This window comes from Pseudomonas sp. TS_SC_3 (assembly GCF_056156225.1).
Map to the genome: position 1 here is coordinate 2,757,869 of NZ_CM149586.1, position 25,112 is coordinate 2,782,980.

The window sequence follows — 25,112 nt, forward strand, 5'->3', positions numbered from 1 at the left end:
GGCTCTGCCCTTTTACAGGCACCTTCTGGATCGTCCGTGAACATACAGCCGCAACATGCCCGCCTGATGCGCCTGGCGACCTTCGCCGCCCTGGCAACAGCACTCACCCTGGCGCTGGCTAAAGCCATTGCCTGGTGGCTTAGCGGCTCGGTCAGCCTGTTAGCGGGGCTGACCGACTCGCTGCTCGATGGCGCGGCCTCGCTGCTTAACTTACTCGCCGTGCACTACGCCCTGCGCCCGGCCGATGAAGATCACCGCTACGGTCACGGTAAAGCCGAAGCTCTGGCCGGTTTGGGTCAGGCGCTGTTTATCGGCGCCAGCGCGTTGCTGGTAGGCAGTCACTCCATTGATCGCCTGTTGCACCCAGAGCCAATTGGCGCGCCGGCTCTGGGCATCGCGGTGATGCTCTTATCGCTGGCGATGACCATCGGCCTGCTGCTATTTCAGAGCCACGTGGTCAAGCTGACCGGCTCCACGGCGATTCGCGCCGACTCGCTGCATTACCGTTCAGACCTGCTGCTCAACAGCAGCATCCTCCTGGCGCTGATACTGGCAAGCTACGGCTGGCCACAACTGGATGCGATCTTCGGCATCGGCATTGCGCTGTATATCTTCTGGAGCGCCATCAGCATTGCCCGCGAAGCAGCCACGGTGCTGATGGATAAAGAACTCGACCCGCACATCAGCGCACACATGCACGGCCTGGCCTGCGCTGTGCCTGGCGTCTTGGGCGTGCATGATTTACGCACGCGGCTGTCCGGCACCCACTGGTTCGTGCAGCTGCATGTGGAGCTGCCGGGCGAGCTGAGCCTGCAACAGGCCCATAGCCTGTGCGATCAGGTTGAAGCAGCGATCCGCCGCGAATTCCCCCGCGCCGAAGTGCTGGTACACGCCGACCCCAGCAGCGTGGTCGAGCACACGACTGCCCAGTAAGGAGCAACGAACAGGTAACAAAAAATTGCCTGGCGCAATTTTTGACGTCGCGCAGCGACGGCCCGCAGGGTGTACGCCAAGGATGGCGGACACAAAAAAGGGGAAGGCCTGCAGGCCTTCCCCTTTTTTGCGTATCCGTCATTGTGGCGATGATAACGCCTTTTCTTCGCACGCCTGATTGGGCAGTGCGGACCCGGGTGCCGTGACGATCCGGTGGGATCGGCGGCGACCGCTCACCTGATTGGGCGAGGCGGGTGGACGTATCGTCCGGGCCTTGAAGTTGAGGTAAAGCTTACGCCTGACGACGCAGCGAAAGATTGCGAATATTGCTGATATAGCGACCACTTGCGCAATTAATAACTACAAGAGCATTATTTACAGCAATTCAAAAACGAAAGCGTGGCTTAGATGAACAGACTTGACCGCTACGACCTGAACATCCTCGCTGAATTGCAGCGCGACGCCACCCTGTCCAATCAGGACCTGGCTGAACGCATCGGCCTGTCGCCCTCGCCCTGCTCACGCCGGGTCAAACAACTGCAGGACGACGGCTATATCCTCGGCCAGGTTGCCCTGCTCGATCGCAAACAATTGGGCCTGACGCTCTCGGCCTACGTGCTGATCGGCATGGATCGGCACACGCCGGAGCGCTTCGAACATTTCCAGGCCGAAATTCGTAAATGCCCGGAAGTGCTCGAATGCTGCCTGGTCACTGGGATGGACGCCGACTATCAGCTGAAAGTGGTGGTACCCGACATGGATCACTACCAGAAGCTGCTACTCGGCACCCTCACCCGGATCGAGGGGGTTTCCAGCGTGCGCTCCAGCTTCGTGCTGCAGCAAATTCTTTCCAGCACGCAGCTGCCGCTGCAGCACCTGCGTGGCTGATCACGCTTTACGGCGAAACGCACATCGCGGCGCACAGCAGCAACGGCGTATAATCGCCGGCATATTGCTGTGCCTTGTGCGACCCGCCCATAAGAGCCTTGCGCTCAACCTATAAAAACGCATCGCCCACCTCCCGCCCCAGCCGGCGGCACAGCCCGCTTTTGCCACACGAGGTTGCGATGGAAACTGAGCTGTTTGAAGAACTGATGATGACCGTCTTGGTTGGCGGCCTGGTGCTGTTTATGGCGTTTATCGTCTGGGACTTGGCGAAAAAGTCCAAGGCGGGCCGCTTCGGCACCATGATCCTGTTCCTTGCCCTGGGCCTGGGCGTACTGGGCTTTATCATCAAATCTTTTGTCATTGCAGGCCTGGAAGGCGTCTAACCGCCCCCCTACTTCCTTGACTCGCGGCCGCATCACCATGCGGCCCGGACAGCCTTTTTCTGGAGAACGCATGAAGGCCACCGACCGCGTGATGCAAAGCTACGGGCGCTGCTGCGCCAGCCCGGACTTTTTCGACAGCTTTTACCGACACTTCCTCGCCAGCTCGTCAGAGGTGCGTGAGAAGTTCGTCAACACCGAAATGAGCGGGCAGAAGTTGCTCTTGCGTCAGGGCATTCTCAACTTGGTGATGCACGCACGCGGCCTGCCCGACACCAAGCTGCGCGCACTCGGCTGCAGCCACTCACGCGCAGCAATGGACATTCGCCCAGGGCTTTATGACCTCTGGCAGCAAGCGCTGCTGGTGACCATTGGCGAACATGACCCGCAATACTGCAGCGAAACCCGCAACGCATGGAATGAGGTGCTGGACAAAGGCATCGCTGTGATCAAGGCCGGCTACTGATCAATCCAGCCGGGCCGGCACCTCACGCCATTGCCCCGGCTGCAAGCCCTCCAGGCTGAACGGGCCAATGGCCACGCGCACCAAGCGCAAGGTCGGCAAGCCAACGGCAGCGGTCATGCGCCGCACCTGACGATTACGCCCCTCGCGAATCACCAGTTCCAGCCAGGCGGTGGGAATGCTTTTACGAAAGCGCACCGGCGGGTGGCGCTCCCACAGCTGCGGCTCATCCAGCAGCCGCGCTTCGGCCGGCAGGGTTGGGCCGTCATTTAGTTGCACGCCATCACGCAACTGCTGCACCTGCGCCTCAGTCGGCTCGCCTTCCACCTGCACCCAATAGGTTTTCGCCAGCTTGTGCTTGGGGTCGGCGATGCGTGCCTGCAGGCCGCCGTCATTGGTCAGCAGCAGCAAACCTTCGCTGTCGCGATCCAGGCGCCCGGCCGGATAAACACCCGGCACGTCGATAAAGTCTTTGAGAGTCGCACGGCCTTGTTCGTCATTGAACTGGGTCAACACGTCGAAGGGTTTATTCAGCAGCAGCAAACGCGGCTCAGCCGGCGGCGCCTTGGCCACTCGGCGCACAGCAGGCTTATCGGAGACGCGGCGTGGGGCAGCAGGGCGTGACGGGCGGGGCATGAACAATCCAACAATGCGAGCGGGAAGCGAGCAGTGTAACCGAGGCCACCGTGCAACTATCAGCCTGACTTATCCATGCACATGGCTCAAGCAGACCCAGCTATGCTGGCTTGGTTCTGTTTTCTTCCTAGAGGCCCTCATCATGAGTTCGTCCGCATCCGTTGTTGATACGTTCACAGGCTGGGCCGCTAAAGCCCCCGGCGCGGCCCTTGAGGCATATAGCTATGATCCCGGCCCACTGGGCGCTGAAGAGGTTGAAGTGGCCGTGGAGTACTGCGGCATCTGCCACTCCGACCAGTCGATGATCGACAACGAATGGGGCATGACCCGCTACCCGTTTATTCCTGGCCACGAAGTGGTCGGCACCGTGGTGCGCCTGGGTGAGCATGCGCGCGGCCTCAAGCTCGGCCAGCGGGTGGGCATCGGCTGGTACAAGGGCAGCTGCATGCATTGCAGCTCGTGCATGGAAGGCGCACACCAACTGTGCGGCACCGTTAAACCGACGATTGTTGGCAGCAACGGCGGTTTTGCCGACCGCCTGCGCAGCCACTGGGCCTGGGCCATCCCGCTGCCGGACGGCCTCGACCCAGCATTGGTCGGCCCGCTGTTTTGCGCCGGCTCCACGGTGTTCAGCCCGCTGCTGGATTTCAACGTAAAGCCCACTGATAAAGTCGGCGTGGTCGGCATCGGCGGCCTTGGCCACCTGGCGCTGGGCTTTCTCAATGCCTGGGGCTGCGACGTCACCGCCTTCACCTCGTCGTTGAACAAACAGGAAGAAGCCAAACGCTTGGGCGCACACAAGGTGGTGGCCTCCACCGACAGCGCGGCACTGAAAGCGATCGCCGGCAGCCTGGATTTCCTTCTGGTAACCGCCAGCGCGGACCTCGACTGGACAGCCATGATCGGCACCCTCGGCGGCAAAGGCCGGCTGCATTTTGTCGGCATTGTGCCGAGCGCCATTCCCGTGCACGTGTTCAACCTGATCCCGAAACAGAAGAGCCTCTCCGGCTCGCCCGTCGGCTCACCGGCGAATATGGCGAAAATGCTCGAATTCTGCGCCCGCCATCAGATCGTGCCGCAGGTCGAGCACTTCCCCATGAGCAACGTCAACGAGGCCATCGACCACCTGCGCAGCGGTAAAGCGCGCTACCGCGTGGTGCTCGATGCGCGTAAATAAGCGGAGCTGAACTAAAAAAGCCCGAGGCATAAACCTCGGGCTTTTTTATGCAAAACACCACGCTAGCGGAACGGCGGCTCGTCAAAGCTGCGCAGCTTGCGTGAATGCAGCGAGTTGAGCTGGTTGCGCATCAGGTCGAGCGCGGTGATGCCGATCTGCAGGTGCTGGGTCACCGCCCGCTCATAAAATGCACCCGCCGCGCCGGGGAGTTTGATCTCGCTGTGCAGCGGCTTATCCGAGACACAAAGCAAGGTGCCGTAGGGCACCCGCAGGCGATAGCCTTGCGCGGCAATGGTGCCGCTTTCCATGTCCACCGCCACCGCGCGGGACAGGTTAATCAGCGGGCGTTCCTGCGCCCAGCGCAGCTCCCAATTGCGGTCGTCATAGGTCAACACGGTGCCGGTGCGCAGGCGTTTTCTCAGTTCGTCACCGTCTTCACCGGTAACCTGCCGCGCGGCGGCCTGCAAGGCTTGCTGCACTTCGGCCAGGGCCGGCAGCGGAATATGCGGCGGCAACACGCGATCAAGAATACCGTCGCGGCGCATGTAGGCGTGGGCCAGCACATAGTCGCCAATGGTCTGCGACTGACGCAGCCCCCCGCAGTGGCCGATCATCAGCCAGCAATGCGGGCGCAGCACGGCCAGGTGGTCGGTGATGTTCTTCGCGTTGGACGGGCCGACGCCGATATTGACCAAGGTAATGCCGTGGCCGTCATCCGCCTGCAGGTGGTAGGCCGGCATTTGGTAACGGTGCCAGATGACGTTCTCGATGATCGCCTGCATCTCGCCTTCGGCCATGCCGCGCTCAATCACCACGTTGCCCGGCAGCACCATGCGGGTAAACCGCGACTCCCCCACCAGCATGTCCAGGCCGTGACGGATGAACTGGTCAACGTAGCGGTGGTAGTTGGTCAGCAGAATCCAGGGCTGCACATGCCGCCAGTCGCTGCCGGTGTAATGCACCAGACGGCGCAAAGAGAAGTCCACCCGCGCGGCGTCAAACAGCGCCAGCGGCAGCGGGTCGGTGTGTTCCCAGTCGCACAGACCGTCGGCAATGCCGTCAGTGGCGGCGGATAGATCGGTGCTGGGGAATACCCGCGCCAGTTCCGCTGCCGTCACCCCGGAACCGGCTAATTCATCGCCCTGCTCGACCACGTAGGGATAGGGAATATTTTGCTGACTGACGCCCACCTCAACGCGCACGGTGAAATCGTTCATCAGTGGGCGCAGCTGCTCCAGCAGGTACTTACGAAACGCCGCCGGATGAGTGACGGTCACGCTGTAGGTGCCTGGCACTTGCACTTTGGCGTAGGCGCGAACGGTGGTTGGCACTTCGCCCTGACACAGGTAGGTCAGGCGTAATTCGGGGTAACGGAACTGACTCTGCTCGGCAGCATCGGGTTTGACCCGCTCTTTCAAGTAACGCTTGAGCGCAGCACTCAAGCCGCTGGTTGCGTGCAGATGCAATGCGGCCAGACGATCCACCGCCTCTTCAGCGCTATTAGCGACAACAAAGTCATCAGAATACGTATTCACAAGGCACCTTCCAGGCTGATCGCAATCGGCCCTATCTTGCCCTGAGCCGCCGCATTGGCGATAGCGCGGCGTGGTCTAAACAGGACATTTGAGCAATGCCGAAGGATGATCAGGCAACGCTTGCAGCGTCATGCCCGAACGGCGAGAGCGCCTAAAAAGCGAGGGCGACAACAGCGCTGTCGCGCCGGGAGGTGCTGGCTGGCAGCAGTAGCAGGTAAGGGGCGCAGGGGATTAGCCACCTGCGCCCGACGGACGCTGCAGAAACCGCAGCGGGCGACTGCAGCTTGCAGCCGACTCGTTAGGCCGGCTGGTGCAGACGCGCATTGAACAACGGGCCACGGCTATAAGCCGAGAACGCTTTGGCAGCAGCCAGCACACCCAGATCAACCAGCGGTTCAAGCAAAATCACGCTCATGTAGGCCAGGCCGAAACTGCCCACGGCCGCCAGGTTGTCGCTGGAGAAGCCGTTGCCATAAACCGCCCAGAAAGCCACCCAGGCAACAATACCGCCCTGATAGGCCGTCGACAGCGCCAGCGCCTGCTTATAGGAGAGGTCCACATAGGCGGTACCCGGCGCAATGATGCGCTTGGCCAGCAGGCTGATAGCCCACAGCGGCACCAACAGCGTGGTGACGTTCATGCCGTACTGCGGCAGGTCAAACTGAGCGAAGAGCAGCCCCTGCAACAACAACCCCACAGCCAGGCCGATCGCCGTGGCACCCGCGCCGAACAGCAGCAGCAGGGTTGAGCCGAGGATCAGGTGCACCTCGGAAACCCCCACCGCATGATGCGGAAAGACCTCGAAGAAGCAGAACACCAGTGCGGTGGTGAGCAGGCTGCGCAGCGCCAGGGCAGCGACACCGCCGTTGCTGCGAATGCTATCAAGGGCAAGCTTGGCGGTAAGGCCAAAGGCGCCTGCGGCGGTTGCATAACTGAGGAAGAGTTTGGCGCCCGTAACGACTTCTGGTTCGATGTGCATAAAGATTCCTGTACCGCGCCCACCGCGCGATGATCTGGATTGAGGGATTGGGCATCAGTGCCCGGCGTCGATGGCAGGTCTCCTGGCTCACGGTTTGACGCGTCGCCCGCCTTCCCAGCCTTACGGCCAGTGGCATCGGGGCGTCGCTCACCGTTTACAGTTGCGGGGGCAGCCATGGCTTCGGTACCGGTTGCAGTACCCACCATGTTCCCTTTTCATCCACTCGCGTAACACGCTGCGGAACCATCGGCGGCCACCTTACCCGCCAGCAGCGAGAAATGACAGAGCCCGGCGCAGAGGCCGGGCTCAAGGCTCAAGCGCAACGCAGGCCCGTCAGCCCGTGTCGGCAACGCAAACGCCCTAGATCAAATGCGGCGTGCTGCGTGCAACCAGCGCGTCGGCATCGATACCGCGCGGCAAGGTGCCGTAGACCCGTCCGCCCTGCCCGCCCAGGCGGCTGACGATAAAGGCGTCGCTTACCACCGAGTTACCGGCCTCCAGCAGCAGCTTGGCTTGCAGCGCCAGGGCTACGTCTTCGGTGAGCTGGCGGGCGCGGTACTGGATATCGGCGGTGTCGCAGAAATCCGCCTGTAGCTTGGCGATATGCGCCTTGAGGCGCGCATCGCCATGACCGTCGCCCAACTCGCTAAACAACGCATCGAGCACGCCCGGCTCCTTGGACAGCGCGCGCAGCACGTCCAGGCATTGCACGTTGCCTGAGCCTTCCCAGGTCGAGTTGACCGGTGCTTCGCGGTACAGACGCGGCAGGATGGTCTCCTCGACATACCCGGCGCCACCCATGCATTCGGCGGCTTCATTGATCATCGCCGGCGCCCGTTTGCAGATCCAATATTTGCCTACGGCGGTGACCAGACGGGCGAACTTGTCCTCCTGCTCGTCAAGCGGGTTGTCCAGCGCCTTGCCCATGCGCAGGGTCAGCGCTAGGGCCGCTTCGCTTTCCAGGGCCAGGTCGGCCAGTACGTTCTGCATCAGCGGCTGTTCGCTGAGTACCCGGCCGCCCACCTGTCGATGGGCGCAGTGGTGCGCGGCCTGAGTCAGGGCCTGACGCATCAATGCGCTGGAGCCGATCATGCAGTCGAAGCGGGTCAGCGCGACCATCTCGATAATGGTCGGCACGCCACGGCCCTCCTCGCCGACCATCCAGGCCAGCGCGCCGCGAAACTCCACTTCACTGGAGGCGTTCGACCAGTTGCCCAGCTTGTTTTTCAGGCTCTGGATATAGAACTCGTTGCGCGTGCCGTCCGGGCGGTGGCGTGGCAGCAGAAAGCAGGTCAGGCCTTTGGTGGTGTAGGCCAGGGTCAGGAAGGCATCGCACATCGGCGCCGAGCAGAACCACTTGTGACCGATCAGTTCATAAGCTTGACCGGGACCACCCAAACCCACCGGGTAGGCACGGGTGGTGTTGGCGCGCACATCGGTGCCGCCCTGCTTCTCGGTCATGGCCATGCCGATGGTCGCGCCGGTTTTCTGCTCAATCGGCAGATTGCGCGGGTCGTACTGGGTGGAAAGAATTTTCGGCAGCCACTTCTCGGCCACATCGGCCTGCAGCTTGAGCGCGGGCACGCTGGCGAAGGTCATGGTCAACGGGCAACCGCTGCCGGCTTCGGCCTGGCTGTGCAGGTAACTCAAGGCAGCGCGCGCCACCTGAGCGCCGGCACGCGGATCGGTCCAGGGCATGGAGGGCAAACCATGCTCAATAGCCGCGCTCATCAACTGGTGATAAGCCGGGTGAAATTCGACCAGATCAACGCGATGACCATAACGATCATGACTTTTGAATATCGGCTTGTTTTCATTGGCGAGAAAACCGGCGGCCATCAACTCGCCGCCTGCCAGCGCCCCATACACATCCAGGCGCTGCTCGGCCCAACCGCCGCCGAAGCGTTTGCTCCACTCCTGCAGCGGCAGGTCGACGCGGTACAGGTTGGCGCCATCTAGCGGCGGCACCTGATTGAACACGTCATGGGTTTCGGCATGTTGACTGGCATTCATGGCTGAGGCTCCTCTTCGGGCAGTGGGGCGCCCACGGCGCGTAGGCAAAAAGTGACCAGGGCCTGACTGACTTCAGCCAGGCTGGGGGCGGGATAACCGGCTTCGCGGGCCGCTCGCGCGGGCGGCGACAGTGGGCCGACCAGGGCTTCGGCGATGGCACCGACCAGGCAGGCGGCGACCAGGTTGATCTGCTGCACGCGAAACACGCCCTGCGCGGCGCCTTCCTGCAGCAATTCGACGAACAGGTCGGCGTAGGCTTCGCGGTAGAGCAAGCGCTGCTCGTCCACTTCGGACTCAACCGGTTCCGCAATCAGGGCAAAGGCTAATTGGCGACTGTGCCAGGCGCGTGCCGCAAAGCGCTCAACCCCGGCAGCCAGGCGCTGCACAGGGCTGCCATGCTCGCGCACGGTTACCGCCAACGCATCGACTTCACGCTGACTGGCCACGGCAAAAACCTCGGCTGACAGGCTGCCCTTGCTGCTGAAATGGCGGTACAGGCTACCGGTGGCAATACCGACATCCTCGGCCAGCGCCTGCATGGTCAGCGCGGCAAACCCGCCCTCAACCACGCGCGCCAGCGCAGCGCTGATGATGCGCTCACGCAGCGCCTGATCGAGGTTGATACGGGTAGCGGTGGTGCGATAGGCCATGGTCTGAATCCTGATTCACTATTACTTAAGTGAATCAGGATTCAGAGTTTGGCTAAAGAGCGGTTCCGGGCACAACAGCAGGCATATTGGCCAGCCACTGGCATATACAACGCAAGCGATCAGGGCTCGCGGCAGAGCACCCAGTCGCGCAACAGATTGCGCAGCTGCTCAAACTTCACCGGCTTGGCCAGGTAGTCGCTCATGCCGGCAGCCAGGCAGCGCTCGCGGTCGCCGCTGTGGCTGTGAGCGGTAATCGCCAGCACCGGCAGCAGCTGGCAGCCGGGCAAGTTGCGCAGCGCGCGGCAGGTGGCGAAACCGTCCATCACCGGCATCTGGCAATCGAGCAGCACCGCGTCGATGGTCTCGCTGCGCAGCACTTCCAGGGCTTCAGCGCCGTTATCGGCGGTGCGCACCTGATAACCCAGCTTGAGCAACATGCCACGGGTGACCAGCTGGTTGATCGCATTGTCTTCTGCCACCAGCACGGTGCATTGCTCGGGCTGACGCAGCGCCGGGCCGCTGGTACGCGGGATGACCACTGCCGGCGCGGCTGCCGGTATCGGCAACGCCAGCGGCAGCTCCAGGCGAAAACGACTGCCTTGGCCTGGGCAGGACTCATGGCTGAGGTCACCGCCCAGCAGATCCACCAGCTGCCGGCAAATCGCCAGACCGATACCCAGGCCGCCGTATTCGCGGGTCATTGAGCCGTCCAACTGCTGGAAGCGCTGATACAGCTGGTCATCGGCGGGCGAAGTAAAGCCCACCCCGCTGTCGATCACCTCGATACGCAGTGGCAGGTTATCGCGCGCCGTGCCAGCGCGACTGACCCGCACCTGCACCTCACCGTACGGGGTGAATTTGATGGCGTTATCCAACAAACAATTGAGGCTCTGCAGCAACTTGCTGGCGTCGCCCTCTACGGTGTCGGGCAGGCTGTCATCGACATCCAGAACAAAGCGCAGACCTTTTTCTTCGGCACGCGGCGCGTACTGCGCACGCACACCGTCAAACAAGCCGCGCAGGCTGAACGGCTCCCGCCGCGGGTAGAGCCGGCCGGCCTGCAACTCGGTGAGGGTCAGAATGTCATTGACCATGCGCATCATGTCGCGCGCGGAGCTCGCGGCCGTGCGCTGGTAATGCGCCAGCTCGCCGTCAATGTCGAGCATGTGCATCAGTTCCAGCGAGCCAATCACCCCATTCATCGGCGTGCGCAACTCGTGGGTGACGGTGGCAAGAAACTCATCTTTCAAGCGGTTGCTGTTGGCCAGCTCCTGGTTGAGGGCTTCAAGCTTGAGGCCGGCTTCCTGCAGGATACGGGCGCGCTCTTCCTTCATCGCGTTAATTCGATCAGCCAGTGCCAGCGACAGCAGGCCCACTTCCAGCGCCGAGCCGATCTGGCTGGCATACATGGTGAGAAACATATTCGGCAGGTAGCCCAACACCATCAGGGTGTTGATCACTCCGCCGGCGAGAAAGGCCGTCCAGGCGAAGATGAAATAACGCGCCACACGCATGCCGCGTATCCAGGCAAGGATACCGGCACTGAAAATCACCACGGTAAAGCCCAGCGCCAGGTAAGTGGCCAGGCGCAGCGACAGCGCATAGCTGACCGTCAGCGCCAGCGTCATCACCAGCACACCCGAGGCCATCATCAGCAACAAGGCGCGATCCACCCAGGGGCTGTGCTCGGCGGTATGCAGGAAGCTGCGCGCAAACTGACAGCCAAACAGCGCCGACGCACCAATCAGGAAAGGCGTCGCCGCATTCGCCCACCAGGGGCTGTTAGGCCAGAAGTATTCAATCGCCGCACCGTTGACCGACAACTGATAGAAGCCGAACGAGGCGATATAAAGGATGTAATACAGGTAGCTGGTGTCGCGCACGCTGAGGAAGATAAACAGGTTGTAGATCAGCATCACCAGCAGCACGCCGTAGATGATGCCCAGCACATAAATCCGCGCGGGTTGCTCTTCCAAATAGGCCGTGGGCGCCCAGAGCGTCAGCGGTGCCTGAATTGAGCCCTGGCTTGCCAAGCGCAAGTAAATACGTTGCGGCTGCGCCGGCGGCAACTTCAGCTCGAACACATAGTTGTGCTGTTTGATTGCGCGGCTGGAAAACGGCAAGGCATCGCCTGTGCTCTGGCTCAGCTGATAACGCCCCTGGGCATCAGGCAGATACAGCTGCAGATGATCAAGCGGTGGATAGGCTAATTCCAGCAACCACGGCTGCGCGCCTGTTTCCTGCTGCGGACGGTATTCCAGGTCAAGGCGCAGCCAGAACACCGAGCGCGAATAGCCGGCGTTTAGTACGCCTTTATTGTGCTGGCGAAAACTGGCGTCCAAGGCTGGCGAGGTGATGTCCTCGATGCTGGCATCGCCGCGAACATCCTCGAATACCCACATGGCTTTGCCGAGTGGCAGGCTGCGGGTGTTTTCGTCAAAAACCAGTGCCCCGGCCAGCCCTGGCACCAGCATAAAAAAACAAAGAAGGATGTAGTGCATGCGGCTCAGCCAGGGTAAGCCCATAACGCCATGCAGCGCCGCTGGGGCAGGTATTCAGAAGATCGGCACTTTATCATAGGCATTTGCGCCCCAGCCCAAGGAAAACCGCAACGACTTCGCCTTTTTCGTGCGGTGCTGGCTCAGCGGGACTCGCTCCGCCGGCATGCGACAGATCGTCCATCAGGTAAGCTTTGCTGGCGTTTCGGGGGCTGCATTGAACCGTTTGGTGGTAAGCTCGCGCACCATGAAAATGCCTACTTCTCGCCCCGTAGTGCTGTGCATGTCTGGTCATGACCCAAGTGGTGGTGCAGGCCTGCAAGCCGATATCGAAGCCCTGCTCGCCCAAGGCTGTCACGCCGCACCAACCGTGACCGCGCTGACCGTGCAGGACACCGTCAATGTTTCCGACTTTCGCGTGCTTGACCGCGACTGGGTGCTGGCCCAGGCCAATGCGGTGATCAACGACCTGCCGGTTGAAGCCGTCAAGCTGGGCATGCTCGGCTCGGTTGAGATGGTCGAAACCGTGCTGGAGATCATGCAGCGCCTGCCGGGCATTCCGCTGGTCTGCGACCCCGTGCTGCGTGCTGGCGGCGGCGGCGCACTGGGTAAGGATGAGGTCGGTTACGCCATGCGCGAGCGCCTGTTCGCCGTCTCAACCATTGCCACACCTAACTTGCCAGAAGCCCGCATCCTCGCCGAGCTGCCCGAAGGCACGGCCGATGAATGTGCCGAGAAACTGCTGCCGTATATCCAGCACCTGCTGATCACCGGCGGCCACGGCGACGAGCACGAAGTGCACAACCGCCTGTACAGCCGTGACGGCAGCCGCCACACCTTTGTCTGCCAGCGCTTACCCGGCAGCTACCATGGCTCTGGCTGCACCCTGGCCAGCACCCTGGCCGGCCGCCTAGCCCTGGGCCAGGAATTGGTAAGCGCCGTACAGTTTGCCCTTGATTACACCTGGCGCACCCTGCGCGACGCCGAACAGCCGGGCCATGGCCAATACATTCCGCGTCGCTTGCCGCTGGATGCTTATTAATAGAAAGCAGCAGATGGAGTACCCGATGAAACTGCGTGGCCTGTATGCCATCACCGACAGCCAACTGCTCGCCGGCAAGCTGCTGCCGTATGTCGAGGCGGCACTCAAAGGCGGCACCAAGCTGCTGCAGTACCGCGATAAATCTATTGATGAGGCCCGCCGCCTGCGCGAGGCCGAGGCCCTGCGCGAGCTGTGCAACCGTTACGGCGCCGCGTTAATCATCAATGACGACGCCGAGCTGGCCGCGCGCTTGGGTGTTGGCCTGCACTTGGGGCAAAGCGACGGCTCGCTGTCCGTCGCCCGCGCCTTGCTTGGGCGCCAAGCGATCATCGGCGGCACCTGTCACGCTCAGCTGGAGTTGGCCGAAGCCGCCGCCAAAGAAGGTGCCAGTTATGTCGCCTTTGGCCGCTTCTTCAATTCCACCACCAAGCCGGGCGCACCCAGCGCGAACGTCGAACTGCTGGCCGCAGCGAAAGCCAAGATCAACCTGCCGATTGTCGCCATCGGCGGCGTGACCCTGGACACCGCACCGGCACTGATTGCCCATGGCGCCAGCATGGTCGCGGTGGTGCACGGCTTGTTTGGCGCCGACTCGGCGGCTGAAGTCGAGCAACGCGCCCGCGCCTTTAGTGCCTTGTTCGCGGCTAAATAATGGCGCTGCACTCTTTTTAACGTCGCGCAGCCACGCTGCCCGAATGCTGGCCGCCATCCGTGGCAGGCCGTCACTAATTGTTCGAGGGGCGACCCAGCTCGCCCCGCTTCAACAGTTGAGAGGCTTTTATATGTCCCGCTCCGAAACCTTGTTCACTGCAGCCCAGAAACACATCCCCGGCGGCGTTAATTCGCCGGTGCGCGCCTTCAAAAGCGTCGGCGGCACGCCACTGTTTTTCAAACACGCCGAAGGCGCCTACGTCACCGATGAAGACGACAAGCGCTATGTGGATTACGTCGGTTCCTGGGGCCCGATGATCCTCGGCCACAGCCACCCGGATGTGCTCGACGCAGTGCGCAACCAGCTGCAGCACGGCCTGTCCTACGGCGCACCGACCGCCATGGAAACCGAGATGGCTGACTTGGTGTGCAGCCTCGTGCCGTCGATGGAAATGGTGCGCATGGTCAGCTCCGGCACCGAAGCGACCATGAGCGCCATCCGCCTGGCCCGTGGTTATACCGGCCGCGACAACATCATCAAATTTGAAGGCTGCTACCACGGCCATTCCGACAGCCTGCTGGTGAAAGCCGGCTCCGGCCTACTGACACAAGGCGTGCCGAGTTCGGCCGGTGTGCCGGCGGACTTCGCCAAACATACCCTGACCTTGCCGTTCAACGACCTGGCGGCGGTCGAGCAGATGCTCAGCGAAGTCGGTTCGAGCGTCGCCTGCATCATCGTCGAGCCAGTGGCCGGCAATATGAACTGCGTGCCGCCTGCGCCGGGCTACCTGCAGGGCCTGCGTGAACAGTGCGACAAACACGGCGTGGTGCTGATTTTCGATGAAGTGATGACCGGTTTCCGCGTTGCACTCGGCGGTGCTCAGGCGCACTACGGCGTGACTCCGGATTTGACCACCTTCGGCAAAATCATCGGCGGCGGCATGCCGGTTGGCTGCTTCGGCGGCAAGCGCGAGATCATGCATTGCATCGCCCCGCTCGGCCCGGTTTACCAGGCCGGCACCCTCTCAGGTAATCCGCTGGCCATGGCCGCCGGCCTGACCACCCTGCGCCTGATCAAACGTCCAGGCTTCCACGCCGAGCTGACCGACTACACCAGCCGTATGCTGCAAGGCCTGCAAGACCGCGCCGATGCGGCGGGTATTCCATTCGTCACCACCCAGGCCGGCGGCATGTTCGGTCTGTATTTCAGCGGCGCCGACGATATCGTCACCTTTGAGGATGTGATGGCCAGCGACGCCGAACGCTTCAAGCGCTTCTTCCACCTGATGCTGGACGGCGGCGTCTACCTGGCGCCGAGCGCCTTCGAGGCGGGCTTCACTTCCATCGCTCACGGTGATGCCGAGTTGAAAATCACCCTCGACGCTGCCGAGCGCGCCTTCGCCGAGCTGAAGCAAGCCTAATGCAATACAGCACTGCACTGTCGGACGGCCTTCTGGCACTGGCCTGCCTGGCCTGCGCAATCGTGGTTGGTAAGGCGCGCAAGCACTATGGTGACGCCGACCAGCCGGCGCTGTTCTGCACACTGCTGGGGTTTCTCTTGCCAGCTGCAGCGGCGGCCGCCGGGGTGATTCGCTTTGGTATCGACCCCAGCGCGCAGGCTGCGCACCTGTGGCTAAGCCAAGCCAGCAGCTTTCTTGGCCTGCCGCTGCTCGGCGCCGCAGCCCTGGCCCTAGGCCGTGGCTGGCAATGGAGCCGGGCGAACTGGGGGCGCATCCTGCTCGGGCTGTGCGCCTTCTTCGAACTGTTCCGGCAGATGAACCAGCTGGAGGATTACCGCCTGCTGCTCAACCTGGCGACCTTGCTGCTGATTATGTATGCCGGCGCCGTGCAGTGGCCCAAGCGCATGCCCCTGGCGGTCGCCACCACTGTGGTCGGGCTGTTTTTACTGGCCGGCCTGGCGGTCGGCACTGAGGGCGTTATCGGCCCGCTGCGCCGCATTGACCTGTTCCACGCCTTGCTGGTGCCGGCTTATCCACTGCTGGCCTGGCTGCTGCTGAACCTGCCCGGCAGCGCAAAACTCAGCAAGCGCGAAGAAAACCCGGTAAAGACTTTGTAAGAACCTCATTGCTTATTTCATAATGTGACGGCCGCCGCGCCCTGGCGGCCAGCCTGATCGCCTGTTTTGCATCTGAGGTAAATGGACTTTCATGAAACGCACCGGCCGCACCCTGTCTCTGGGCTGCCTGTTGCTCCTGCTGCCACTGCTCGCCTCGGCAAGCGGCAACTCTTTGCTGATCCCAGCGCTTGGCAGCTGCTCCCTCAACACCGCCCCTGAAGAACTGCCCGCCGCCCTGCAAGCCTGCGAACAAGCGGCGCTCAAGGGTGATCTGCAGGCTGAGTTTGAGCTGGGCGAGTTCTATTACGACGGTAAGCGCGTTGAACGCGATTTGGGCCAAGCCCTGAGATGGTTCGAGCAGGCGTCGCTGCAAGGCCATGCACCCTCGCAGTACCGTTTGGGCATGATGTTTTATCGCGGTGAAGGTGTGCCGGCGAATGCCGTACAGGCTTATATCGTGCTGAAAATGGCCGCCGTAAATGGCTCGGACGAAGCCATGGACAGCGCCGACCTGATCGCGGCGCAAATGCCACGCAACGAACTGGAAATCGCCAGCCAGGTACTCGGGCAAATCTTCCGCAACTACCTGCTGGAGTTGCAAAACGCCGATACCTTTACCTCGCCGTTCGCACCGCTGCCGTAGCGGCGCTAGGCGGGCCGCGCAGGCTAAGCGAAGCTATCCCCTTACAGCCAAGCAGTGGTGGATGTAAACGCCACATCCACCCTACGCCCACTACCGTACGAAACGCTTACTTATCCGGCATCGGCATGGGGAACGGCATCACATTGCCGCCGCCCTTGGCTTCACTGATTTTCGGTGTACCCAGGCGTTCGACTTCATCGATGCGGATAATCGCGTGCATGGGGATAAAGCTGCGCACCACGCCGTCAAACTGCGCCTTGAGCTTTTCTTCGCTGGGGTCGACCACCACCTGGGTGCGCTCGCCGAAGACGAACTCTTCCACCTCCAGAAAGCCCCACAGATCACTTTGAAAGATCTGCTTGGCGTACATCTCGTACACCTGACCCTGGTTGAGGAAAATCACCTTGTAGATGGGTTCGCGCTTGCTCATGGCTATGCAGTTCGTACCGATGGGTTAATTTAAAGGGGGCGGATCATAGCATAGCCACCGAGCAGCCAATGCTAGGAACCCGAGGCGTGGGCCTCTATAATGCGCGGTTCGTCGAATCACCCTTGTTGAGTGCGCATGACCAAAAAGCTTTATATCGAAACCCACGGTTGTCAGATGAACGAGTACGACAGCTCGCGCATGGTCGACCTACTGGGCGAACATCAAGCCCTGGAAATCACCAATAATGCGGACGATGCCGACATCATCCTGCTCAACACCTGCTCGATCCGTGAACGGGCGCAGGACAAGGTGTTTTCCCAGCTAGGCCGCTGGCGTGAACTGAAGCTGGAGAATCCAGACCTGGTAATCGGCGTCGGCGGCTGCGTCGCCAGCCAGGAAGGCGCGGCAATTCTTGGTCGCGCGCCCTACGTTGACGTGGTTTTTGGCCCGCAAACCTTGCACCGCCTGCCGGAAATGATCGACGCCGCGCGCACCACCAAGGTTGCTCAGGTGGACATCAGCTTCCCGGAAATCGAGAAATTCGACCGCCTGCCCGAGCCCCGCGTCGACGGCCCTAGCGCTTACGTATCGGTGATGGAAGGCTGCAGCAAATACTGCACCTTCTGCGTGGTGCCCTACACCCGCGGCGAAGAAGTCAGCAGGCCCATGGCCGATGTGCTGGGTGAGATCATCCACCTGGCCGAACATGGCGTGCGTGAAGTCACCCTACTGGGGCAGAACGTCAACGGCTACCGTGGCGCGACCCTGGGCGGGCAAATTGCTGATTTCGCCGAGTTGCTGTACGCCGTGGCTGCCATTGATGGCATCGATCGCATTCGCTACACCACCAGCCATCCGCTGGAATTTTCCGACGCACTGATCCAGGCCCACGCCGAGATTCCCGAGCTGGTGAAATACCTGCACCTGCCGGTGCAATCGGGCTCCGACCGCATCCTGGCAGCCATGAAGCGCAACCACACCGCACTCGAATACAAATCGCGTATCCGCAAGCTGCGCGCGGCCGTGCCGGACATTCTGATCAGTTCGGACTTTATCGTCGGTTTCCCCGGGGAAACCGAGAAAGACTTCGAGCAGACCATGAAGCTGGTCGAGGACGTCGGTTTCGACTTCTGCTACTCCTTCGTCTACAGCGCGCGCCCGGGCACCCCGGCAGCCGACCTGCCCGACGACACCCCAATGGAACTGAAGAAGCAACGCCTGGCCTTGCTGCAGCACCGTATCACCCAACAAGGCTTCGAAAACAGCCGGCGCATGGCAGGCACTGTGCAGCGCATTCTGGTTAACGACTACTCGAAGAAGGACCCCGGCATGCTCCAAGGCCGCACCGAAAGCAACCGGGTGGTCAACTTCCGCAGTGACAACCCGCGCCTGATCGGTCAGTTCGTTGATGTGCATATCGACGAAGCCATGCCCAACTCGCTGCGCGGCACGCTGCTGAGTGAAGCGGTAACCCACTAAAATTCAGGCGCTTGTCGAGCTTAATACGGCCCTACTGCGCCAAGGCCGGGCCAGCCTCTTTTGCTGCATGTGCTTGCGAAATAGCTCGCTATTGGCCTTGGAAGACTAGTAAAACTGACGATACCCGGACTTTCCTTGGTTACGGCCGGTCAAGTCCGACATACACCAGCGGCGCGTGCTTCCACCTTGCAGCCGCTGGCGCTATTCTTCGTTTCATTACCCCAGCCGACTGGCGGCCATCACACGACCTTGAACACACCCATAGAACCACTTCGCTTTATCCTTGAACCCTTTGAGGCTCGCCGCTTCGCTAACCTGTGCGGCCAACTTGATGAGCACCTGCGCCTCATTGAGGCACGCCTGGGCATTGAGTTGCGCAACCGCGGCAACCAGTTTGAACTGGTCGGCAGTGCCGGCCAGACCACCGCTGCCGAGCAGGTGCTGCGCCGCCTGTACCGCGAAACCCAGAGCACAGAGCTGTCGCCCGACATGGTTCACCTGTTTCTACAGGAGTCTGGCGTCGAAGAGCTGAGCAACCCGGTTGTCGAAGCCAACATCGCCCTGCGCACCCGCAAGGGCATGATTCGCCCACGCGGCGCCAACCAGCAGCGCTACGTCAAAGCCATTCTCGATCACGACATCAACTTCGGCATCGGCCCGGCCGGTACGGGTAAAACCTACCTGGCGGTGGCCTGCGCGGTAGATGCCCTGGAGCGTGAGCAGATTCGCCGCATCCTGCTGGTGCGCCCAGCGGTGGAAGCCGGTGAAAAGCTGGGCTTCCTGCCCGGCGACCTGTCGCAGAAAATTGACCCTTACCTGCGCCCGCTATATGACGCGCTGTACGAGATGCTCGGCGTAGAGCAGGTGGCCAAGCTGATCGAGAAACAGGTGATTGAAGTAGCGCCACTGGCCTATATGCGCGGCCGCACGCTGAGCAACAGCTTTATCATCCTCGACGAAAGCCAGAACACCACCCTGGAACAGATGAAGATGTTCCTTACCCGGATTGGTTTCGGCTCCACGGCGGTGATTACCGGCGATATCACCCAGATCGACCTGCCGCGCGGCACCAAAAGCGGCCTGACCCACGTGATTGAAGTATTGCGCGACGTGCCGGGCATCAGCTTTACCCACTTCAACCCCAAAGACGTGGTGCGCCACCCACTGGTGCAGCGCATCGTTGAAGCCTACGAGCGCTTTGAAACCAGCCACGCACCGTTCGACGCGAAGGCGCAGCGCCATGATTGAGCTTGACCTACAGATCGCCAGCGACGCCGCCGCCCTGCCAAGCGAGGCGCAGTTTCGCGCCTGGTGCGAAATCGCCCTGCGCCAGCGCACCGCCGACTCCGAGCTGACCATCCGCCTGGTCGATGAAGCCGAGGCCCGCGAGCTCAATCACACCTGGCGTCATAAGGATTACGCCACCAACGTACTATCCTTCCCCGCCGATGTGCCGGACGAAATGTTGGATATCCCGCTCTTGGGCGACCTGGTGATCTGCGTGCCGGTGGTTGAGCGCGAAGCCCAGGAACAAGCTAAAACCAGCGAGGCGCATTGGGCGCACCTGGTGATCCACGGCTGCCTACATTTGCTCGGCTACGACCACATCGAGGATGAGGAAGCCGAAGAGATGGAAGCGCTGGAACGAGAATTGCTCGCCGAATTGGGTCACGCCGACCCTTACGCCGACCACGAATAATCCCCCTCAACGAAAATACAAAAGGTTCCTGAGTAACCACCATGAGCGAAGACCGATCGAGCAACGAGCAGAAGTCCTGGTTTAACCGACTGACCCAGGCTTTTGCTCATGAGCCGAAAAACCGCAAGGAATTGCTGGAAGTGCTGCGCGAAGCGCATCAGAACAAGCTGCTCGACAGCGAAGCACTGGCCATCGTCGAAGGTGCAATTCAGGTCGCCGACCTGCAGGTTCGCGACATTATGGTGCCGCGCTCACAGATGATGAGCATCAAGGCCAACCAGACGCCCAAGGAATTTCTGCCCTCGATCATCGAAGCCGCGCACTCACGCTACCCGGTGGTGGGCGAGAGCCTCGACGATGTCATCGGCATCCTCCTGGCCAAGGATCTGCTGCCGCTGATCCTCTCGGGCGAACAACCCAACTTCAATATCAAGGACCTGCTGCGCCCGGCCACCTTCGTGCCCGAGTCCAAGCGCCTTAACGTGCTGCTGCGTGAGTTCCGCGCCAACCACAACCACATGGCCGTGGTGATCGATGAATACGGCGGCGTTGCCGGCCTGGTGACCATCGAGGACGTGCTGGAGCAGATCGTCGGCGATATCGAAGACGAGCACGACGTGGAAGAAGACAGCTACGTCAAACCGCTGCCCTCCGGCGATTTCCTGGTCAAGGCGCTGACCCCAATCGAAAGCTTCAACGAAGCCTTCGACACCGAATTCTCCGATGACGAATTCGACACCGTCGGCGGCCTGGTGATGAGCGCCTTCGGGCACCTGCCCAAGCGCAATGAAGTCACCCAGATCGGCGAATTCCGCTTCCGCGTACTCAACGCAGACAGCCGCCGCATCCATCTGCTGCGTCTGAGCCCGGTTAGCAACTGACCCATAGCCGGCCACCTCCAAGGGTGGCCGGTTCGCAACACTTCCCCCTTCTGCCCTCCCGCTTTACCCTTGCGCCACCTCAATCCAAGGACCTGCATGCAATGCACTGGATAACCCGACCTGGCTGGCCCGGCAACCTGATCGCGCTGTTGGCCGGCGCTATCACGCCCCTGGCGCTGGCGCCTTATGACCTGTGGCCGCTGGCCATCCTCTCCATCGCCCTGTTTTACCTAGGCCTGCGTGACCTCACGCCGCGTCAGGCAGCGCTGCGTGGCTGGAGTTATGGCTTTGGCCTGTTCGCCGCTGGCACCAGCTGGGTGTACGTAAGCATCCACGATTACGGCGCAGCCTCGCCGCCCCTGGCGGTATTTCTGACCCTACTGTTTGTCGGCGGCCTCGGCCTGCTGTTCGCCCTTAGTGCCTGGGTCTGGACGCGCTGGCTGCGCCGGGTTGAAGCGCCGCTGGCCGATGCCTTGGCCTTCGCTGCCCTGTGGCTGGCACAGGAAGCCTTCCGCAGCTGGTTTCTCACCGGTTTTCCCTGGCTGTATGCCGGTTACAGCCAGCTGGATGGTCCGCTGGCCGGGCTGGCCCCGGTGGGCGGCGTGTGGCTGCTGTCCTTTGCCTTGGCGCTAAGCGCCGCACTGTTGGTCAATCTGGCGCAACTGCGCACGCGCAAGGCGTTTCTCGCCATCGGCGTTGTGCTGTTAATCGCCCCGTGGATCGCCGGCCTCGCTCTCAAGAACCACGCCTGGACCCAGCCGCTGGGCGAACCGCTGAGCGTGTCGGCCATGCAGGGCAATATCGAACAGAACATGAAGTGGGACCCCGAGCAGCTCAACGCGCAGCTCGCGCTGTACCGCGACATGACCTTCAGCGCCAAGCCGACCGACCTGATCGTCTGGCCGGAAACCGCCATTCCGGTGCTCAAGGACCGCGCTCAGGGCTACCTGGGCATGATCAATCGCTTCGCCAATGAGCGAAATGCCGCGCTGATTACCGGCGTGCCAATTCGCCAAAGCAACGAGCGCGGCGAGCAGCGCTACTACAACGGCATCAGCGTGGTCGGCCAGGGCAGCGGCGATTACCTCAAGCAGAAGCTGGTGCCGTTTGGTGAATACGTGCCGCTGCAGGAAGTGCTGCGCGGGCTGATCGCCTTCTTCGACCTGCCGATGTCCGACTTCGCCCGCGGCTCCGCCGAGCAGAGCCTGCTGCAGGCCAAGGGCCATTCGATTGCCGCGTTTATCTGCTACGAAGTGGTCTACCCGGAGTTTTCCGCCGGTCTGGCGGCGCAGAGCGACCTGCTGCTGACCATCAGCAACGACACCTGGTTTGGCCGCTCAATCGGCCCGCTGCAACACCTGCAGATGGCGCAGATGCGCGCGCTGGAAGCCGGCCGCTGGATGATCCGCGCGACCAACAACGGCGTCACCGCGCTGATCAACCCGCAAGGCCAGATCACCACACAACTGCCGCAGTTCGAACAGGCAGTGCTCTATGGCCAGGTGCAACCGATGCAGGGGCTAACGCCTTATCTGCAGTGGCGTGGTTGGCCCATGCTGATTATCTGCCTGCTGTTATTTGTCTGGGCGTTGCTGGCCGGCCGTATGGCCAAAACGCTTTAACGGCGAAAGAAGCGGTAGAACTCGCGCAGCTCAGCCTGCGCGTCGCCAATGCTGACCGGGGTGAAGCGCAGCGGATGGTGCGCCGGGCATTGCGCCAGGCGCCACTGATCGAGCGGATGCAGCCAACCGAGCAGCGGGTAACCGCCCATGCTCTGGTGGTCGGCCTGCAGGATGATCGGCTGACCATCCGGCGGCACCTGAATCGCACCACGACCCACCCCCAATGACCACTGCCGTACGGGCGGCTGCAAGGCCTCGCCGAGCAGCCGCGCGCCCATGCGGTCGGAGTGCGGGCTGAGCTGCCAGGTCTGGGCGAAAAAGCCCTGCAACTGGTCTTCCTCGAAACTCGCCGCATCGCCGCCGGTAATCACCCGCAGCAAGGGTTTGCAGGCGTAATCCGGCAGATAGGGCCAAGGCACGCTGACGCTGCGGGTGAAATGCGCCGGCCGACAAGCCAGCAGATCCCCCGCCTGCACCGCCTGCCCCAGCCCTTCGCGCAGCTGCACGCTGACGCTACCCAGCACCGGCGCTGCAATAAAACCGCCCGCCACCGCCAGGTAGGCGCGCTGGCCACTGCGGGCAAAGCCCAGACGCAGCAGCTGCCCTTTGCGCAGCGGCAGGCGCGTCCACAAGGGCTGCGGCTGATCATCCACACTCAGCGGCACTTGGGCGCCGCAAACCGCCACCCAGGTGTCGACTTCGGCCTGCAACTCGACGCCGCCTAGGGCGATTTCCAGCAGCGACGTGCCCCAGGGATTGTTCAGCAGATGATTGGCCCAGGCCGCGCCATGCCAATCCAGCGGTCCGGCCGGCGATACGCCAAGATGTTGCCAGCCCTGTCGCCCGGCATCCTGCAACAGGCTTTGCGGCCCTGGTTTGAGCACCCGCAGGCCGCTCATAACTGACCACCTTCGCGGATAAAGTCGCGCTCATCGATGCTGCGAAAACGCACCTGATCACCCAGCGCCAGCGGGCATGGCGGCGTTCGCGCGGCGTCGAACAGCGACCAGGGGCAACGGCCGATCAGGTGCCAGCCGCCGGGCGAGCTGTGTGGATAGATCGCCGTTTGCCGCTCGGCAATCGCCAGGCTACCGGCCGGTACGGCAATGCGCGGGGTAGCGCGGCGCGGCAAGGCCAGGCGCGCGTCCAGCTCACCGAGGTAGGCAAAGCCCGGAGCAAAACCAATCGCGCCAACGCGGTACTCGCTCGCGGCATGCAGTTCGATCACCTGAGCGCTGCTCAGCTGACACAGTCGCGCGACCTCGGCGAGGTCTTCACCGTTATACAAGATAGGGATTTCATGCAGCCGCCCGGCCTGTGCGACAAAGGGCTCGGCCAGCCAGCGCTCCAGCAGCGGCTTGAGCCGCTCGGCCAGTTCCAGGTGATCCGTGCGCATCAGGTCGTAGTGCAGCAGCAGGCTGGTCCAGCCCGGTACCAGATCGGTCAGCACCTCACCCAGCTCGCCACGAATACGCTCGGCCAGCAAGGCGATACGCTGCGGCAGCTGCGCATCCGGCTGCTCGGCCAGCACCAGCAGCAGCGCTTCGGCACCGGCCGGTTCGAGGCGGATCATAGAGCGTCCAGGCTGGCCCGCAAACGCCGCAGCACGGCCAGGGAGTCGGCGTTATCGCCATGCACGCACAGGCTGTCGGCGCGCAACTGCAGCGGTTTGCCATCGATATCGGCAAACGGCTCACCGCGGGCAATCGCCAGGGCCTGCTGGAAAATCCGCTGCGGATCATGGTGCACCGCGCCGCTCAAACGCCTTGGCGCCAACTGACCATCGGCCAGGTAAGCACGGTCGGCAAAGGCCTCGAACATCAACGGCACATCCGCAGCATCAGCCAGGCGCAGCTCGCGGCTGTTGTCGGCCAGCGCCAGCACCATCAGCGGCAAACCCTTACGGTAACTGGCGCAGGCCTCAAGCACCGCGTTGAACAGCGCATCGTCACGCACCAGGTCGTTGTACAACGCGCCATGCGGTTTGACGTAGGCCAACTGGGTGCCGGCCGCGCGGCAGAAAGCATCCAGCGCGCCGAGCTGATACAGCACCAGAGCGGTGACCTCCTCCGGCGAGCAGGCGATATGCCGCCGGCCAAAACCGAGCAAATCCGGATAGGCCGGGTGCGCACCAATGCTCACCCCATGCTGCACCGCCAGGGCGACGGTGCGCTGCATGGTCAGCGGGTCGGACGCATGAAAGCCACAGGCCAGGTTGGCCTGATCAATCAGCGGCATCGCATGCACGTCATCGCCCATGCGCCACACGCCGAAGCTTTCACCCATGTCGCAGTTCAGCAGAATTGTTTTCATGCGCGCCAGCTTAGAACGCTAACGGCATGGCGGGAAGCCTGCCCCATAACTCAAGCCCCGCTTAGCAGCCACCATCAGCCCTTGGAAGCGGCACGCTTGGCCCTCACGGCCTGAATGCGCATG

The 25,112-nt window shown here is 62.2% G+C and carries 25 protein-coding genes and 1 riboswitch; of the genes, 15 read left to right on the forward strand and 10 right to left on the reverse strand.

What is annotated here, in order from left to right:
* Positions 1–66 precede the first annotated feature (66 nt).
* The 4 genes from AC0J6G_RS13235 to AC0J6G_RS13250 all read left to right on the forward strand — a co-directional run bounded on the left by AC0J6G_RS13235 (position 67) and on the right by AC0J6G_RS13250 (position 2,667).
* Positions 67–933: a cation diffusion facilitator family transporter gene (locus tag AC0J6G_RS13235; RefSeq protein ID WP_475253746.1), complete on the forward strand. Its 867-nt coding sequence runs from the start codon at positions 67–69 to the stop codon at positions 931–933.
* A 408-nt stretch (positions 934–1,341) separates the two neighbouring features.
* Positions 1,342–1,821, forward strand: a complete 480-nt coding sequence (locus AC0J6G_RS13240; RefSeq protein ID WP_475248409.1) for an Lrp/AsnC family transcriptional regulator — start codon at positions 1,342–1,344, stop codon at positions 1,819–1,821.
* 179 nt (positions 1,822–2,000) lie between these two features.
* Complete coding sequence (locus tag AC0J6G_RS13245) at positions 2,001–2,204, forward strand: DUF2788 domain-containing protein (RefSeq protein ID WP_475248411.1); 204 nt, start codon at positions 2,001–2,003, stop codon at positions 2,202–2,204.
* A gap of 70 nt (positions 2,205–2,274) precedes the next feature.
* The gene (locus tag AC0J6G_RS13250; RefSeq protein ID WP_475248413.1) at positions 2,275–2,667 is read left to right on the forward strand and encodes a globin; all 393 of its coding nucleotides are present in this window, start codon (positions 2,275–2,277) and stop codon (positions 2,665–2,667) included.
* Here the strand turns inward: AC0J6G_RS13250 and AC0J6G_RS13255 are convergent, their stop codons facing one another.
* Positions 2,668–3,237 (reverse strand): pseudouridine synthase, encoded by a 570-nt coding sequence (locus AC0J6G_RS13255; protein WP_475253748.1) that lies wholly within the window; start codon positions 3,235–3,237, stop codon positions 2,668–2,670.
* A gap of 205 nt (positions 3,238–3,442) precedes the next feature.
* Here AC0J6G_RS13255 and ahr point away from each other — a divergent pair, with 205 nt between their 5' ends.
* A complete protein-coding gene (gene ahr / locus AC0J6G_RS13260; protein ID WP_475248415.1) occupies positions 3,443–4,477 on the forward strand; it encodes an NADPH-dependent aldehyde reductase Ahr in 1,035 nt (344 codons plus the stop codon).
* Positions 4,478–4,539: 62 nt separating this feature from the next.
* On the opposite strand, the gene amn is transcribed toward ahr, so the two are convergent.
* The 5 genes from amn to AC0J6G_RS13285 form a co-directional block, all read right to left on the reverse strand.
* Positions 4,540–6,012, reverse strand: a complete 1,473-nt coding sequence (gene amn / locus AC0J6G_RS13265; protein ID WP_475248417.1) for an AMP nucleosidase — start codon at positions 6,010–6,012, stop codon at positions 4,540–4,542.
* A gap of 298 nt (positions 6,013–6,310) precedes the next feature.
* A complete protein-coding gene (locus tag AC0J6G_RS13270; protein WP_475248419.1) occupies positions 6,311–6,991 on the reverse strand; it encodes an energy-coupling factor ABC transporter permease in 681 nt (226 codons plus the stop codon).
* A gap of 55 nt (positions 6,992–7,046) precedes the next feature.
* Positions 7,047–7,254: riboswitch (cobalamin riboswitch) on the reverse strand.
* A 97-nt stretch (positions 7,255–7,351) separates the two neighbouring features.
* Complete coding sequence (locus AC0J6G_RS13275; RefSeq protein WP_475248421.1) at positions 7,352–9,004, reverse strand: acyl-CoA dehydrogenase family protein; 1,653 nt, start codon at positions 9,002–9,004, stop codon at positions 7,352–7,354.
* Positions 9,001–9,654, reverse strand: a complete 654-nt coding sequence (locus tag AC0J6G_RS13280) for a TetR/AcrR family transcriptional regulator (RefSeq protein ID WP_475248423.1) — start codon at positions 9,652–9,654, stop codon at positions 9,001–9,003. Before AC0J6G_RS13280 ends, AC0J6G_RS13275 begins: the two co-directional genes overlap by 4 nt.
* A 119-nt stretch (positions 9,655–9,773) precedes the next feature.
* Positions 9,774–12,155: a hybrid sensor histidine kinase/response regulator gene (locus AC0J6G_RS13285; protein ID WP_475248425.1), complete on the reverse strand. Its 2,382-nt coding sequence runs from the start codon at positions 12,153–12,155 to the stop codon at positions 9,774–9,776.
* A 244-nt stretch (positions 12,156–12,399) separates the two neighbouring features.
* Here AC0J6G_RS13285 and AC0J6G_RS13290 point away from each other — a divergent pair, with 244 nt between their 5' ends.
* The 5 genes from AC0J6G_RS13290 to AC0J6G_RS13310 all read left to right on the forward strand — a co-directional run bounded on the left by AC0J6G_RS13290 (position 12,400) and on the right by AC0J6G_RS13310 (position 16,565).
* Positions 12,400–13,194: a hydroxymethylpyrimidine/phosphomethylpyrimidine kinase gene (locus tag AC0J6G_RS13290; RefSeq protein WP_475248427.1), complete on the forward strand. Its 795-nt coding sequence runs from the start codon at positions 12,400–12,402 to the stop codon at positions 13,192–13,194.
* 25 nt (positions 13,195–13,219) lie between these two features.
* Positions 13,220–13,846 (forward strand): thiamine phosphate synthase, encoded by a 627-nt coding sequence (gene thiE / locus AC0J6G_RS13295; protein WP_475248429.1) that lies wholly within the window; start codon positions 13,220–13,222, stop codon positions 13,844–13,846.
* 130 nt (positions 13,847–13,976) lie between these two features.
* Positions 13,977–15,266 (forward strand): glutamate-1-semialdehyde 2,1-aminomutase, encoded by a 1,290-nt coding sequence (hemL, locus tag AC0J6G_RS13300; protein ID WP_475248430.1) that lies wholly within the window; start codon positions 13,977–13,979, stop codon positions 15,264–15,266.
* Positions 15,266–15,922 carry a DUF6962 family protein gene (locus AC0J6G_RS13305; protein WP_475248432.1) on the forward strand — a complete coding sequence of 219 codons (657 nt, stop codon included), beginning with the start codon at positions 15,266–15,268 and terminating at the stop codon, positions 15,920–15,922. Before hemL ends, AC0J6G_RS13305 begins: the two co-directional genes overlap by 1 nt.
* 91 nt (positions 15,923–16,013) lie before the next feature.
* Positions 16,014–16,565 carry a tetratricopeptide repeat protein gene (locus AC0J6G_RS13310; RefSeq protein ID WP_475248434.1) on the forward strand — a complete coding sequence of 184 codons (552 nt, stop codon included), beginning with the start codon at positions 16,014–16,016 and terminating at the stop codon, positions 16,563–16,565.
* A gap of 106 nt (positions 16,566–16,671) precedes the next feature.
* On the opposite strand, the gene AC0J6G_RS13315 is transcribed toward AC0J6G_RS13310, so the two are convergent.
* Positions 16,672–16,995, reverse strand: a complete 324-nt coding sequence (locus AC0J6G_RS13315) for a DUF1820 family protein (RefSeq protein WP_090249225.1) — start codon at positions 16,993–16,995, stop codon at positions 16,672–16,674.
* Positions 16,996–17,130: 135 nt separating this feature from the next.
* Between AC0J6G_RS13315 and miaB the strand changes: the two genes are divergently transcribed.
* The 5 genes from miaB to lnt all read left to right on the forward strand — a co-directional run bounded on the left by miaB (position 17,131) and on the right by lnt (position 22,676).
* Positions 17,131–18,474, forward strand: a complete 1,344-nt coding sequence (gene miaB, locus AC0J6G_RS13320) for a tRNA (N6-isopentenyl adenosine(37)-C2)-methylthiotransferase MiaB (protein WP_475248436.1) — start codon at positions 17,131–17,133, stop codon at positions 18,472–18,474.
* Between the two features lie 249 nt (positions 18,475–18,723).
* Positions 18,724–19,722, forward strand: a complete 999-nt coding sequence (locus AC0J6G_RS13325; protein ID WP_475248438.1) for a PhoH family protein — start codon at positions 18,724–18,726, stop codon at positions 19,720–19,722.
* Positions 19,715–20,173, forward strand: a complete 459-nt coding sequence (gene ybeY / locus AC0J6G_RS13330) for an rRNA maturation RNase YbeY (protein ID WP_475248440.1) — start codon at positions 19,715–19,717, stop codon at positions 20,171–20,173. The genes AC0J6G_RS13325 and ybeY overlap by 8 nt, the downstream gene beginning before the upstream one ends.
* A gap of 41 nt (positions 20,174–20,214) precedes the next feature.
* Positions 20,215–21,054, forward strand: a complete 840-nt coding sequence (locus AC0J6G_RS13335) for an HlyC/CorC family transporter (RefSeq protein ID WP_339523009.1) — start codon at positions 20,215–20,217, stop codon at positions 21,052–21,054.
* A 101-nt stretch (positions 21,055–21,155) separates the two neighbouring features.
* Entirely contained in the window at positions 21,156–22,676 is a 1,521-nt protein-coding gene (gene lnt / locus AC0J6G_RS13340) for an apolipoprotein N-acyltransferase (RefSeq protein ID WP_475248442.1), read from the forward strand.
* Here lnt and AC0J6G_RS13345 read toward each other — a convergent pair.
* Genes AC0J6G_RS13345 through AC0J6G_RS13355 form a run of 3 tightly spaced genes read right to left on the reverse strand, consistent with a single transcriptional unit; the run spans position 22,673 to position 24,989 of the window.
* Positions 22,673–23,575, reverse strand: a complete 903-nt coding sequence (locus AC0J6G_RS13345; RefSeq protein ID WP_475248444.1) for a 5-oxoprolinase subunit C family protein — start codon at positions 23,573–23,575, stop codon at positions 22,673–22,675. The two genes, lnt and AC0J6G_RS13345, sit on opposite strands and share 4 nt — an antisense overlap.
* The gene (gene pxpB, locus AC0J6G_RS13350; protein ID WP_475248446.1) at positions 23,572–24,249 is read right to left on the reverse strand and encodes a 5-oxoprolinase subunit PxpB; all 678 of its coding nucleotides are present in this window, start codon (positions 24,247–24,249) and stop codon (positions 23,572–23,574) included. The genes AC0J6G_RS13345 and pxpB overlap by 4 nt, the downstream gene beginning before the upstream one ends.
* Positions 24,246–24,989 (reverse strand): 5-oxoprolinase subunit PxpA, encoded by a 744-nt coding sequence (locus tag AC0J6G_RS13355; RefSeq protein ID WP_475248448.1) that lies wholly within the window; start codon positions 24,987–24,989, stop codon positions 24,246–24,248. The genes pxpB and AC0J6G_RS13355 overlap by 4 nt, the downstream gene beginning before the upstream one ends.
* Between the last annotated feature and the right edge of the window lie 123 nt (positions 24,990–25,112).

Bases quoted from the DNA above. Each gene is read 5' to 3' on its own strand.
- AC0J6G_RS13235 (WP_475253746.1), top strand. From the start codon at position 67: ATGCGCCTGGCGACCTTCGCCGCCCTGGCAACAGCACTCACCCTGGCG.
- AC0J6G_RS13240 (WP_475248409.1), top strand. From the start codon at position 1,342: ATGAACAGACTTGACCGCTACGACCTGAACATCCTCGCTGAATTGCAG.
- AC0J6G_RS13245 (WP_475248411.1), top strand. From the start codon at position 2,001: ATGGAAACTGAGCTGTTTGAAGAACTGATGATGACCGTCTTGGTTGGC.
- AC0J6G_RS13250 (WP_475248413.1), top strand. From the start codon at position 2,275: ATGAAGGCCACCGACCGCGTGATGCAAAGCTACGGGCGCTGCTGCGCC.
- ahr (WP_475248415.1), top strand. From the start codon at position 3,443: ATGAGTTCGTCCGCATCCGTTGTTGATACGTTCACAGGCTGGGCCGCT.
- AC0J6G_RS13270 (WP_475248419.1), bottom strand. From the start codon at position 6,991: ATGCACATCGAACCAGAAGTCGTTACGGGCGCCAAACTCTTCCTCAGT.
- AC0J6G_RS13275 (WP_475248421.1), bottom strand. From the start codon at position 9,004: ATGAATGCCAGTCAACATGCCGAAACCCATGACGTGTTCAATCAGGTG.
- AC0J6G_RS13280 (WP_475248423.1), bottom strand. From the start codon at position 9,654: ATGGCCTATCGCACCACCGCTACCCGTATCAACCTCGATCAGGCGCTG.
- AC0J6G_RS13285 (WP_475248425.1), bottom strand. From the start codon at position 12,155: ATGCACTACATCCTTCTTTGTTTTTTTATGCTGGTGCCAGGGCTGGCC.
- AC0J6G_RS13290 (WP_475248427.1), top strand. From the start codon at position 12,400: ATGAAAATGCCTACTTCTCGCCCCGTAGTGCTGTGCATGTCTGGTCAT.
- thiE (WP_475248429.1), top strand. From the start codon at position 13,220: ATGAAACTGCGTGGCCTGTATGCCATCACCGACAGCCAACTGCTCGCC.
- hemL (WP_475248430.1), top strand. From the start codon at position 13,977: ATGTCCCGCTCCGAAACCTTGTTCACTGCAGCCCAGAAACACATCCCC.
- AC0J6G_RS13305 (WP_475248432.1), top strand. From the start codon at position 15,266: ATGCAATACAGCACTGCACTGTCGGACGGCCTTCTGGCACTGGCCTGC.
- AC0J6G_RS13310 (WP_475248434.1), top strand. From the start codon at position 16,014: ATGAAACGCACCGGCCGCACCCTGTCTCTGGGCTGCCTGTTGCTCCTG.
- AC0J6G_RS13315 (WP_090249225.1), bottom strand. From the start codon at position 16,995: ATGAGCAAGCGCGAACCCATCTACAAGGTGATTTTCCTCAACCAGGGT.
- miaB (WP_475248436.1), top strand. From the start codon at position 17,131: ATGACCAAAAAGCTTTATATCGAAACCCACGGTTGTCAGATGAACGAG.
- ybeY (WP_475248440.1), top strand. From the start codon at position 19,715: ATGATTGAGCTTGACCTACAGATCGCCAGCGACGCCGCCGCCCTGCCA.
- AC0J6G_RS13335 (WP_339523009.1), top strand. From the start codon at position 20,215: ATGAGCGAAGACCGATCGAGCAACGAGCAGAAGTCCTGGTTTAACCGA.
- lnt (WP_475248442.1), top strand. From the start codon at position 21,156: ATGCACTGGATAACCCGACCTGGCTGGCCCGGCAACCTGATCGCGCTG.
- AC0J6G_RS13345 (WP_475248444.1), bottom strand. From the start codon at position 23,575: ATGAGCGGCCTGCGGGTGCTCAAACCAGGGCCGCAAAGCCTGTTGCAG.
- pxpB (WP_475248446.1), bottom strand. From the start codon at position 24,249: ATGATCCGCCTCGAACCGGCCGGTGCCGAAGCGCTGCTGCTGGTGCTG.
- AC0J6G_RS13355 (WP_475248448.1), bottom strand. From the start codon at position 24,989: ATGAAAACAATTCTGCTGAACTGCGACATGGGTGAAAGCTTCGGCGTG.